This window comes from Shewanella intestini (assembly GCF_018221465.1).
In the GTDB taxonomy this organism is placed as follows: domain Bacteria; phylum Pseudomonadota; class Gammaproteobacteria; order Enterobacterales; family Shewanellaceae; genus Shewanella; species Shewanella intestini.
Genome location: NZ_JAAIKR010000004.1, coordinates 184,698 through 197,193, shown reverse-complemented (window position 1 = coordinate 197,193; position 12,496 = coordinate 184,698). Strand labels below are relative to the sequence as shown.

9 protein-coding genes are annotated in these 12,496 nt (G+C 41.5%); 7 read left to right on the top strand and 2 right to left on the bottom strand.

Annotated features, from left to right (window positions below; all coding sequences use genetic code 11):
• Positions 1–110: 110 nt before the first annotated feature.
• From rsgA to G3R48_RS06705, 7 genes are all read left to right on the top strand, one after another.
• On the top strand, positions 111–1,172 hold the full coding sequence (gene rsgA / locus G3R48_RS06735) for a small ribosomal subunit biogenesis GTPase RsgA (RefSeq protein ID WP_212593253.1): 1,062 nt from the start codon (positions 111–113) through the stop codon (positions 1,170–1,172).
• A 132-nt stretch (positions 1,173–1,304) separates the two neighbouring features.
• Entirely contained in the window at positions 1,305–2,168 is an 864-nt protein-coding gene (gene asd, locus G3R48_RS06730) for an archaetidylserine decarboxylase (RefSeq protein ID WP_153661668.1), read from the top strand.
• 3 nt (positions 2,169–2,171) lie between these two features.
• Positions 2,172–3,044 carry a DMT family transporter gene (locus tag G3R48_RS06725; protein ID WP_153661670.1) on the top strand — a complete coding sequence of 291 codons (873 nt, stop codon included), beginning with the start codon at positions 2,172–2,174 and terminating at the stop codon, positions 3,042–3,044.
• A gap of 49 nt (positions 3,045–3,093) precedes the next feature.
• On the top strand, positions 3,094–6,303 hold the full coding sequence (locus tag G3R48_RS06720) for a mechanosensitive ion channel domain-containing protein (RefSeq protein ID WP_153661672.1): 3,210 nt from the start codon (positions 3,094–3,096) through the stop codon (positions 6,301–6,303).
• A gap of 13 nt (positions 6,304–6,316) precedes the next feature.
• On the top strand, positions 6,317–7,063 hold the full coding sequence (locus G3R48_RS06715; RefSeq protein ID WP_153661674.1) for a glycerophosphodiester phosphodiesterase: 747 nt from the start codon (positions 6,317–6,319) through the stop codon (positions 7,061–7,063).
• 46 nt (positions 7,064–7,109) lie between these two features.
• Positions 7,110–8,036, top strand: a complete 927-nt coding sequence (locus G3R48_RS06710; protein ID WP_153661676.1) for a D-2-hydroxyacid dehydrogenase — start codon at positions 7,110–7,112, stop codon at positions 8,034–8,036.
• A 185-nt stretch (positions 8,037–8,221) separates the two neighbouring features.
• The gene (locus G3R48_RS06705; protein WP_153661678.1) at positions 8,222–8,413 is read left to right on the top strand and encodes a bacterioferritin-associated ferredoxin; all 192 of its coding nucleotides are present in this window, start codon (positions 8,222–8,224) and stop codon (positions 8,411–8,413) included.
• Positions 8,414–9,007: 594 nt separating this feature from the next.
• Here the strand turns inward: G3R48_RS06705 and parC are convergent.
• Both parC and G3R48_RS06695 read right to left on the bottom strand, forming a co-directional pair.
• Positions 9,008–11,317 carry a DNA topoisomerase IV subunit A gene (gene parC, locus G3R48_RS06700; RefSeq protein ID WP_153661680.1) on the bottom strand — a complete coding sequence of 770 codons (2,310 nt, stop codon included), beginning with the start codon at positions 11,315–11,317 and terminating at the stop codon, positions 9,008–9,010.
• Positions 11,317–12,399 carry a PQQ-dependent sugar dehydrogenase gene (locus G3R48_RS06695; RefSeq protein WP_153662132.1) on the bottom strand — a complete coding sequence of 361 codons (1,083 nt, stop codon included), beginning with the start codon at positions 12,397–12,399 and terminating at the stop codon, positions 11,317–11,319. Before G3R48_RS06695 ends, parC begins: the two co-directional genes overlap by 1 nt.
• Between the last annotated feature and the right edge of the window lie 97 nt (positions 12,400–12,496).

Sequence of the window (12,496 nt, the reverse complement as noted above, 5' to 3'; positions counted from 1 at the left end):
TGCCTTATCTATGTCTATCGCCCTAAATTCAGGCTTTTTTATTAAAGAGTGTGTATCATACTGTGTTTTGGAAACACAAAAAAACACCTTATATTAATGAAGATGAGTCTGTGAGTAAAAAGAAACCATTAAGTAAAGGCCAATTACGACGCATGCGCGATAATCAAAGCAAACGATTATCACGAAAAGCTTCAGCAGCCGACACCCCCGAACTACAAGACAACCTCCTCGGCGCAGAACAAGCCGGCACGGTAATATCTCGATTTGGTCAACATGCCGATATTGAAACCATTGATGGCGTCACGACTCGTTGTAATATTCGCCGCAATATTTCTAGTTTAGTGACTGGCGACAAAGTCATTGTCCGTCTTGCGACAGAAACCCAACCAGGTACAGGCATTGGCGGTATTGTTGAGGCGGTACATCCGCGAACATCTTCACTTACCCGCCCTGATTTATATGACGGCGTCAAAATCATCGCGGCTAATATCGACCAAATTTTGATTGTCTCGTCTGTCTTGCCCAGCTTTACCACTCAAATAATTGATCGTTACCTTGTTGCTTGTGAAGACACTGATATCTCGCCAATTATTGTGCTCAATAAAGTTGATTTAATTGATGATGATAATCAAGCTGAAATAGACCAAGCACTTGCACGCTATCAAGCCATTGGCTATCCCGTTTATCGCGTCAGCAGCCACACAGGTGAAGGTGTTGAAAAAATTAAAGCCTTGCTTGATGACAAAGTCAGTATTTTTGCCGGTCAATCTGGGGTTGGAAAATCTTCATTAATTAACGCTTTAATGCCTGATGCAGACTTATTGGTCGGTGATGTTTCTGATAACTCAGGTCTTGGGCAGCACACAACAACGACAGCCAGACTACTGCACTTTAAAAGTGGTGGGGATTTAATTGACTCCCCCGGCGTTAGGGAATTTGCTTTATGGCACCTGCCTGCTGAACGCGTGGGTTGGTGCTTTATTGAATTTAGAGAGTTTCTTGGCACGTGTAAATTTCGTGATTGTAAACACGGAGATGACCCAGGCTGTGCACTACAAGCAGCACTAAAGTCCGGCCATATTACTCAAGATAGGTTTTATAATTACCAAAAAATCATCACCAGTCTCGGTGAACAGCGCCATGCCAGACATTTTCGCAGCTTAGAAGATTAACAATAAACAAAACGACAGCCAATAAGCGTCAATACAACAATCACTTGACGCATTATAACGTTGTAGATGACTATCATCACTTCAATATAATAACTTTCGTTTTCATATGACAGAACTCAATAGGATTACGTTTTGGACTCACTAAAAATTGCCTTGCAGTACATATTACCTAAACACTTTTTATCTCGTTTGGTCGGCAAATTTGCCGCTGCAGAACTAGGTTCAATTACCACTGCAGGAATTAAATGGTTTATTAAACAATATAAAATTGATATGTCAGAAGCCGCAAAGCCTGAACCTGAAGCTTATAAAACCTTTAATGATTTCTTTACCCGTGAGCTTAAAGCGGGCATTCGTCCAATATGCGACTCAGACAACATCATGGCGCACCCAGTTGATGGTGCAGTGAGTCAATTAGGCCCTATTGAAGCGGGCAATATTTTCCAAGCGAAAGGTCATACATATACCTCGTTAGCATTGTTAGGTGGCAATGCTGATGACGCTGCCCGTTTTGATGAAGGCGATTTTGCAACGATTTATTTAGCCCCCAAAGATTACCACCGTATCCATATGCCGATTAGCGGCACATTATCAAAGATGACCTATGTTCCAGGTGATTTATTTTCGGTCAATCCATTAACCGCACAAAATGTACCTGGATTGTTTGCTAGAAATGAACGCGTAGTAGCAATTTTTGAAACGAAGCTCGGCCCAATGGCGATGGTGCTTGTGGGAGCGACCATTGTGGCAAGTATTGAAACCGTTTGGGCGGGCACCGTTACCCCGCCTGGTGGCAAACAAGTATTTAGTTGGGACTACCCAACCACAGGCCCTCAAGCACTCACCTTAGAAAAAGGCGCAGAAATGGGTCGCTTTAAACTCGGCAGCACAGTCGTCATGTTATGGGGCAAAGATGCTATTTCCTCATTTGTTGACGATGCAACTCCAGGCGAAACTACCCGCATGGGACAACCTTTTGCTAATATCAAAGCTTAATTGATGCCAGAACGTGGCCATCAAAACGGTTTATTAGAGCTACATTTAGCCGTACTGCTTTTTGGTGGTACGGCGCTATTCTCAAAGCTAATTCCACTTAATGCAGCCGACATCACCCTTTTTAGGTGTGTGGTGGCAGCGATGGCTTTAGCGATTCTCGTCAAAGTATCAACACAAACGCTGTCCCTCACTAAGCCCAAAGATTATAAAGTCGCCCTTGTGCTCGGTACTTTGGTGTGCGCGCATTGGGTAACATATTTTGCTGCAATGCAATTATCAACGGTCGCGATTGGCATGATTGCTTTTTATACTTACCCCGTGATGACTGTCTTAATTGAACCACTATTGAACAAGCAACGCATTCAAGCTATTGACGTAATGTCAGCAATTGCCGTGTTAATTGGGGTGATATTATTAATTCCTGAAGCTAATTTGAATAATGACATTACCTTAGGGATCATTGTTGGAATATGCTCTGCAGCGTTATTTACAGCCCGAAATCTTATTCATAAAAAACATTTTTCGCAGTATGGCGGCGCAAAAGCCATGTTTTACCAAACTGTGGTGGCAGTATTTATCTTACTACCTTGGCAACAAACTGACTTAAGCGCCCTTTCTCAAAATACCTGGTTAATGTTGGTTATTTTAGGAGTATTTTTTACTGCTGCGCCCCATGCCTTATTTGCTTCAGCACTTAGAAAGCTTAGCGCTAAAACCGTCAGTTTAGTGTCTTGCCTTCAACCTTGTTATGGCGCAATTTTAGCGCTACTTCTACTCAATGAAGGCCTTTCTAGCAGCACCATGATTGGTGGGTTGATTATTGTTGCAACAGCCATGTTCGAAACCATGCAACACCAACAAAAAAAGAAAGCATAATCAGCAATTTTTGGCTACCATAAGCCCATGAACTACAGGGTAACTTCTTATGCTATTTTTCCCCCGCTTACTTGCTGCTATTTTACTTTTCTGTGTATTTGCGTGTCAGGCAAATGCAAATTCCCCACTATCAATTAACAAGCGCTTAGGGATCCCCTCTGAGACAAAATCACACTCGATAGATATCCATGTTCAAATCGAAGAACTCCAACAAGATATTGCTCGTTTAAAGAAAGAGCAGCAGGCATATCAGGCCATTTATGACTCCAACGAAGCCACTCAACAGCGCTTATATGAACAGTTAGAGCAAAGTAAACAACCGCTATCTATTTCACCTAATATCGATATTGCTCAGCAGGCATCAATGTCATATTCCTTGCTCACTGAGCTAAAAGAAAGCGAAAAGCAATCCAGCCAATTATATAGCCAATTGGTGCGTTCTCGTGAGCAGCTGCCAGAACTCATTGCAACGGCACGTACTGCATTGTCACAACATTTACGTACACCACAAGCCCCAGTTGATACCCCTTTAGGATTGAAATATCAATTACAAGTTGAACTGCTAAACCAGCATATTGATAGTTTACAAACTCAACTCAAAGCTAACCCAATTCAAATTAAAATTAACCAGTTAAATCAACAGGTTTTGCGTTATTCTTTAAAACAACAAGAAAACTTTATAGAGCAGCTTAATTTAAAAATTGGCGTCAAAAGACAAACCCAAACCGACAACACGATTGCTAGCTATTTATCGCAGCCTTTACAACAAGACCCCATTTCTCAGCAACTTAATAAAACCAACATCAATTTTACCCAGCAATTGAAATTACTAAACGGCAAAATTGATGACACGATTTCAAAGCAAGAGAGCGTCGAAAAACGTTATCAGTCACAATCAATTCAACTTAATAATGTAAAAGAGCAAATTACTTGGGTAAAAACCAATGCTGCGTTTGGTGAACGATTTTTAGATATTTTACAGTCGCTGCCTAAGCCACCAAATCTCGCTCAAATTCAAAATGATATGGCTGACGCAAGGCTTGCACGTTATCAGTTTGAACAAACTACTATTGAGTTAGAAAACAAACTGCAAAATCACACAAACTTACCTAAGCAACAATTGCAATTATTACAATCTCAACAGAATTTATTGTCACAACTTACTCATAGTAATGATCAATACTTAAATGAACTGGCTAAATTACGCTTAGCCTATGAGCAACTGACTCAGTTACATAATTTGCTAAAAAACACCCTCAATGAACATTTGTTTTGGGTGCCTAATGCCCAAAGTATTGGCACTATTTGGGCTGCCAATCTATTTAAAAGTATTGCTTGGTTAGCTCATCCAGAGCAATGGCACCAACTCAAGCAAGAGTGGAAAGTACAGAATTATTTGTGGGCTTGGTGGGTAATATTACTCATCTTGTGCTTAATGGCTCAGGACATGTTATCTCCTAAATTTACCCGCATGAATGCAAGGTACGCTACTTATGTCGGTAACGTTACCCAAGATAAATTTATCTACACCATAAAAACGTTGGCCGCAACATTTGCTTATGCTGCCATCAAGCCGCTGCCGGTGATAATTGGCGGAGCGATATTGTTTATGTCGAAACACAATTTTGTTTTCGCTTTGGGCTGTGGTTTATTGGCGCTTGGCGCTAACTTCTTTATCTTTCGTTTTATCTATTTGCTCTATGCTGAAAATGGCGTATTAACCAAACACTTCAGGCGTCCTGCACCTAAAATTGCCACCTTGCAAGGTAAGGTTTTCATCTTCGCGCTGATGACAACACCGTTGATGACCATAATGGGATTCACCGAGATGCTCGACACTTCTTTTGTGCGCAACAGTTTAGGCCGTGGCGCATTTATCATCTTGTGTATCGTTTTATTTGATTTCTATCGCGGGGTATTTTTATTTGCCGAGTCAACGTTAGAAAATCACCCTAACAAACAAAACATGCGCTTACTACAAAAGCTGCTTTGGCTATTTATTATTGCCGTGCCTGTTATCAGTCTTATTGCTGCCGCCATTGGGTATTACTTCACTGCGGTGCAGCTATTAATGCAACTGCAAATCTCAATAATTGTTGGCCTGTGTTTCTTATTGCTTTATCAATTAATTAAGCGTTGGATGCTTATCGAACAACGTCTAATTGCGTTTGATCGCGCTAAAGCTAAACGTGCTGAGCAACTCTCACAACGCGAGCGTGGCGAGCTTAATTCATCTGAACCTTTAGAGAGCTATGAAGAGCCAGTCATCGACCTTGATACCATTGCAAGCCAATCAATAGGATTAGTACGCACCCTGTTAATGCTCGCTTTTATTGCCAGTCTAATTGCTCTGTTATCGCACACACATACTGCAGTATTATCATTTTTAGATGGCATTACCTTATGGACAACAAATTCGACCATTAATGGCCTTGAGCAGCAAGTTCCGATTACGTTGAAATCCTTAGTTGTTGGTGTGGTACTCACTTGGTTCTCGATTATTATCGCTAAAAATCTTCCGGGTATGTTAGAACTGACCATTTTACAACGCTTAGATTTATCGCCCGGCACTGGGTTTGCTATTACTACGGTAAGTAGTTATTTAATCGTACTGTTAGGCATGATTATTGGCTTCTCAAGTCTAGGACTCGAGTGGTCTAAATTACAATGGTTAGTCGCCGCCTTGTCAGTCGGTTTAGGTTTTGGTTTACAAGAAATCTTTGCCAATTTTATTTCCGGTTTAATCATTTTATTTGAAAAACCAATACGTATTGGCGATACCGTCACCATTCGTAATTTAACTGGCACAGTTACAAGAATTGAAATCCGTGCAACAACAATTTCAGATTGGGACAGAAAAGAGATTATCGTCCCCAATAAAGCCTTTATTACCGAACAATTAGTTAACTGGTCACTTTCTGATCCTATCACTCGAGTTATTGTAAAAGTGTCTGTCGCCCGTGACGCCGATCCCACCAAAGTTGAAATGCTACTACACCAAGCGGTACGTGAATGTGAAATGTCATTGTCAACGCCTGAACCGGACGTATGGTTCGTCGGCTTTGGTCAACATACTCAAGATTATGAAGTACGCTCTTACGCCAAAGAAATGGATGATCGCATGCCATTAAGGCATATGCTGCATAAACAGATAAGCAAAAAGCTGCGACAAAATCAGGTTGAATTAGCTTACCCACAAATGGAAATCCATCTCAATAATGGTAATTCGCGAGATCAATCTAGCTTATTAAAGGTTTAAAGAGGAATACTGCATGTTAGTTTTTGCTCATAGAGGGGCAAGTGGTTACCAACCAGAAAATACCCTAGCGGCGATGAAGATGGCCATTGAACTTGGCGTTCAAGCAATTGAGCTTGATATTCATAATGTTGAGGGTGAGTTGTATGTGTATCATGATCGCCGTTTAGAAAAAAAGTCAGATGGTTTTGGGCCGGTTCACTTAACCACTAAACAACACATGACTCAATTGCGTGTTTTGGGTGAACCGATCCCCACGTTATGGGAGGTACTCACTGTTATTGATGGTCGCTGCATGGTCAACATAGAGCTTAAAGGTTGTTTCTGTTTAACTCCCTTTTTAACCATGTACCCGAAAATATTGTCAAAGCTCAACTTTAGTGCAGAGCAGCTGTTAATCTCATCCTTTAATCACCATTATTTAATGAGTGTCCGTCAGCAATTTCCTCAAGCTTATGTCGCCCCTTTAGTCGATGGTGTTCCAATTACTTTGGCGCAGGTTGCCACACAGCTGCAAGCATACTCAATTAACCTATCGATTAACTTTGTTAACCAAGCCATCATTAAAGATGCTCACCAGCGCGGTGTTAAAGTGTTTGTTTATACTGTTGATGAAGCTGATGATATTAAAGCGTTGCAACATATTAATGTCGATGGAATTTTCAGTAATTACCCCGACAAAGCACAAGCCATCATTGAAGCCACAGCACAAATAACTCAAGATACAACTATGGATTCGCCATTTGAAAACTGGTTCGAATAACTGTTTTACGCCTAATTAAACCACTTAGAAAAACTGAGTTCTAATTATGACTAACAAGCTGCTGCTATTAACTAAAGATAATGACCATTATCGTCACCTACTTGAACAAGCAACATTGCCGCAGCTCACCATACTTGATGATGATCCTGCGAATATTCGTACAGCAAACATTTGGTTTGCAGAGCCTGCATTAGCCGCCCCTCTCATTGTCCATGCAAGCCATTTACAGTGGCTACAATCAACCTTTGCCGGAGTTGATAAATTAATAGGGAAAAATCAACGTCAAGATTATTTACTTACCAACATTAAAGGCATATTTGGCTCGCTAATGAGTGAATATGTGTTTGGCTATTTACTTGCCCACCAACGACATCACGCCCATTATAGACAATTACAATCCCAAGCTACATGGCGTGCACAACGTTTTAAAACACTACAGGGACAGCGGCTTTTAATACTTGGTACGGGGTCAATCGCACAACACATTGCCTCTACAGCCAAACACTTTGGTATGCATGTTACTGGCATTAACCGCCATGGAAACTCGGTCAACGGCTTTGATGTCACCGCAGCGCTTAATACACTTACCTTACATTTACCAACAGCGGATGCCATTGTCAGTGTGCTTCCAAGCACTCCACATACCCAACAAATATTAACGGCACCAGTACTTAAATTGTTTAAAGAAACGGCGGTATTATGCAATATTGGCCGCGGTGATGTATTAGATCTTGATGCACTTAGCTTGCAATTGCATAGCAAACCACATCAATTGGCCATACTTGATGTATTTAGCCAAGAGCCACTGCCAACTCAGCATCCAATTTGGCAGTGCGATAATGCCATTATTACCCCACATATCGCAGCGCCGAGCTTTCCAGAACAAATTATCGACATTTTCTGCCGTAACTACCAACATTGGTTAGCAGCAAAGCCGCTTGAATTTACAGTCAACTTTGAACGCGGTTATTAACTCTACCTGTGTTCACTTTTACGGCAAAATCAGCAGTCCATCACAATTTGCTATAACAACAATAAATATCACCGATACTTATCGTTCCAAAAAGTTATTAGTAATGAGAATCCTTTTCATTTACAATTGCATTATTCTTTAGGGTAGAGAGTTGTTCTCTGATCTAACTAATTAATGAGGCTGTTATGTACGTGTGTCTTTGCAATGCAATTACCGACCAACAAATTAAAGAGGCGGTTAGCCAAGGTGATTACACTTTAGCTGATGTTAAAAAGCGTCTTGGTGTTGCTAACCAGTGCGGTAAATGCGCAAAGATGGCGAATAACATTATTCAAACCCAATTAGCGTTTGAACCTAATTTCTATGAAGTGGCATAATTTAGCTAACCCCTAAAGCAACAATTAACGCCGCTTCATTGATGTTATTTTGCTGTTTATGTAAATCATTTTATTGCTGCAAATTTATTGATTGACTAAACGCATAGATACCAAAAATAAATGCCACCGAATATTTCGGTGGCATTTTTACTTCTGCTGAAAATCACCAACCACTTCTCCTGCATAATATAACGCCCAAGGTTACGCCCCAAGATATCCACTCGATAGCACCATCAAAACCTGATCTCGGCAAAACACAAAGCACCAAAGCACCAAAGCACCAAAGCACCAAAGCACCAAAGCACCAAAGCATCAAAGCATCAAAGCATCAAAGCATCAAAGCATCAAAGCATCAAAGCATCAAGGCATCAAGGCATCAAGGCATCAAGGCATCAAGGCATCAAGGCATCAAGGCATCAAGGCATCAAGGCATCAAGGCATCAAGGCATCAAGGCATCAAGGCATCAGCAGTATTTTGTTTTAATTGATTTATTCAAATTAATTATCACTACTTACCGTGGTCAATTTTAGGGCTAAAAAAATGCCACCTAAAATAAGGTGGCATTTAAAATGAGTACGCGCATAACTGCGTTACTATTTTTTCAAGCTGTCATCAGGATGATTAGATTCAATGGCAGTATCTAACACGGCGTTAGCCTCAACATCGATAGAATCTACACGCTGTAAACCGCGTGGTAACTTAGCACCACGGCGACCACGTTCACCACGATAATGCTCTAAATCGCTGGCTTTAAGAGTTAGTTTGCGCTTACCTGCCCATAAAGTCACCGCGGCATTTGGCGGTACAATAACCACATGCAATAGCATTTCTTCACGATTTTTAGACCGCTCAGTTGGAATACCAATGATCTTGTTGCCTTTACCTTTAGATAATTGCGGTAAAGCCTCTAGAGCAAACATTAACATCCGGCCTTCGGTGGTTACAGCTAATAACGATTGCTCTTGCACATTACCAATTAACTGCGGTGGCATAGTTTGCGCATTAGCAGGCAGTGACAACAAGGCTTTACCGGCTTTATTACGACTGATCATATCTGAATACGAACAAATAAAGCCGTAACCTGCATCCGAAGCCACAAGATAACGCTGCGTATCTGAGCCTAATAACACATGACGCACGGTTTCACCCGAAGCAATATTAAACCGAGTCGTAATGGGTTCACCTTGGCTTCTGGCTGACGGTAAAGTATGAGTATCAGTAGCAAAAGCGCGTCCAGATGTGTCAATAAACACCGATGGTTGATTACTGCGCCCCATCGCACTGCAAAGGAAGTTGTCCCCGGCTTTATAATTTAAACCTTGTGCATCAACGTCATGACCTTTAGCGCAGCGTACCCAGCCTTTTTCAGATAATACAACAGTAACGGCTTCTGCAGGTGTTAACTCTTGCTCAGTTAAAGCTTTGGCTTCGCTACGTTCAATGATTGGAGTACGACGTTCATCACCGTAGGTCTCACCATCTTTAATCAGCTCTTTTTTCACTAAGGTACGTAAGCGACGTTCAGAGCCTAAAATCAATTGCAGTTTGTCACGTTCTTCTGCAAGTTCATTTTGTTCAGCACGGATTTTAAACTCTTCAAGCTTACCTAATTGGCGTAATTTTAATTCTAAAATCGCTTCAGCTTGTTTTTCTGACAAGTTAAAACGAGACATCAATTCGGCTTTAGGCTCTTCTTTATAGCGGATGATTTCAATGACTTCATCAATGTTTAAAAACGCAATCATTAAGGCATCAAGAATATGCAACCTTGCCAGCACTTTGTCTAACCGGAACTGTAATCGACGAGTCACCGTGCTTATCCGATATGTAAGCCACTCGGTTAATAAGGTCTTTAACCCTTTTACTTGTGGACGACCATCTAATCCAAGTACGTTTAAATTGACGCGAAAACTTTTTTCTAAATCTGTTGTTGCAAACAGATGAGTCATGACTTGTTCGCAATCAATACGGTTTGAACGCGGCACAATCACTAGGCGTACAGGGTTTTCATGATCAGACTCATCACGTAAATCAGACACCATCGGCAATTTTTTGGCTTGCATTTGTGCAGCCATTTGCTCTAACACTTTGCCACTACCCACTTGATGCGGTAAGGCGCTAATGACAATTTCACCATTTTCAATGGTATAAACTGCCCGCATTTTTAATGAGCCACGCCCCGATGAGTAAATTTTTTCGAGATCTTTTTTCGGGGTAATGATTTCTGCTGCGGTTGGATAATCAGGCCCTGGAACTATTTCCATTAAACGTTCAAGATCCGCTTTCGGGTTGTCGATTAACTCAACACACGCACAAACCAGTTCTTTGGCGTTATGTGGTGGAATATCTGTCGCCATGCCCACCGCAATGCCTGTAATACCGTTAAGTAAAATGTGCGGTAATCGTGCGGGTAATGTTGTCGGCTCTTTCATTGTACCGTCAAAGTTTACGCCCCACTCAACCGTACCTTGGCCTAATTCAGAAAGCAGAACTTCTGAAAATTTTGACAGTCGGGCTTCGGTATAACGCATTGCAGCAAAAGATTTAGGGTCATCGGGTGCTCCCCAGTTTCCTTGGCCATCAACTAGCGGGTAACGGTATGAAAATGGCTGTGCCATTAACACCATAGCTTCATAACAGGCGCTGTCACCATGTGGGTGATATTTACCTAATACGTCACCGACTGTACGTGCCGATTTTTTATGCTTTGATTGTGCTGATAAACCTAACTCGCTCATGGCATAAATGATGCGTCGCTGCACCGGTTTTAACCCATCACCAATATGTGGCAATGCCCGGTCCATGATCACGTACATTGAATAATTAAGATAAGCCTCTTCGGTAAAGCGCCGCAGGGGCATTTGCTCTACACCATCAAGGCTTAACTCGATCGCATCACTCATTATTTTATTTCCTGTGATTGTTCTGCGTTTTTATAATATAAACGGTAAATATTGCCTTTAAGATCATCTGAAATATACATCGAGCCATCTAAGGCAGTAATTAAATCAAATGGCCGTGCAACAGGGAATTCGCCATCAAGAAAGCTCACCACAGTTTCACGTTTTTTGGTTGGCAGATCAGACAACATGACGATTTGGTAACCCACTTTACTCGAGCGATTCCAAGAACCATTTTCAGCAACAAACATCTGCTGTTGATAACGCTTAGGAAATTGTTTGCCGCGATAAAAATGCAGTCCGGTGGGGCCAACATGTGCCGGCAATTCAAGTTGAGGAGGAATAACTTTTAAATTTTTAGGTTTAAAATAAGCGGGCTCTTCAACCGATGTAGCATGAATATACGGAAAACCATAATGACTCCCCTTAGTATCAACACGGTTTATTTCATCAGGTGGTAGATTATCGCCCATCCAATTGCGCCCTGAATCGGCAAACCATAACTTGCCAGTGTTCGGTGACCAATCAAAGCCTGTCGCCTTCCGTACACCCACCGCGACTTGTTCACTGTTCCCCGTGACCAAATCGATGGCCAAAATACTACTAAATGGCGCTGGTGCTTCACATACATTACACGGGCTACCAATCGCCACATATAAGCGTCCATCGGGGCCAAAATGCATTGCACGAGTATACTTTTTATCTAGCTCAGGTAACCCAGAAAATATTTCTGTCGCTCGGCCGGGACGTCGTAAACGGCTCTCTATATCAGAAAAACGAATAATACGGTCTTCTTCTGTGACATAAAGATTGCCATTATTAAATGCAACAGCCTCAGGATATTCTAATCCTTTGGCAATAACATAACGCTTGTCTACCTTGCCGTCTTTGTCTGTATCTTCAAGAGCGTAAACCACGCCTTTTTTCTTAGAACCAACAAACAATGTACCTTTGTCACCCAACGCCATTTGCTTTATATCACCAAGGTCTGCTGCATAAAGCGAAATACCAAACCCTTTGGTCACCGTAATGGTGACACTATCGGCTGCAAATACATTGGTATTCACTAAACCGGTCATTAACATCACTGTTAACCCCAAACAGGGCTTTACCCACAGGGTATTAAACAAGCGCGTTGAACAATGTTGTTGTGTGTGTTTTGTCATTATGTTTGCCATAGCC

Coding starts and splice junctions, on each gene's coding strand:
- G3R48_RS06725 (WP_153661670.1), top strand. CDS start 2,172: ATGCCAGAACGTGGCCATCAAAACGGTTTATTAGAGCTACATTTAGCC.
- G3R48_RS06720 (WP_153661672.1), top strand. CDS start 3,094: ATGCTATTTTTCCCCCGCTTACTTGCTGCTATTTTACTTTTCTGTGTA.
- G3R48_RS06715 (WP_153661674.1), top strand. CDS start 6,317: ATGTTAGTTTTTGCTCATAGAGGGGCAAGTGGTTACCAACCAGAAAAT.
- G3R48_RS06710 (WP_153661676.1), top strand. CDS start 7,110: ATGACTAACAAGCTGCTGCTATTAACTAAAGATAATGACCATTATCGT.
- G3R48_RS06705 (WP_153661678.1), top strand. CDS start 8,222: ATGTACGTGTGTCTTTGCAATGCAATTACCGACCAACAAATTAAAGAG.
- parC (WP_153661680.1), bottom strand. CDS start 11,317: ATGAGTGATGCGATCGAGTTAAGCCTTGATGGTGTAGAGCAAATGCCC.
- G3R48_RS06695 (WP_153662132.1), bottom strand. CDS start 12,399: ATGTTAATGACCGGTTTAGTGAATACCAATGTATTTGCAGCCGATAGT.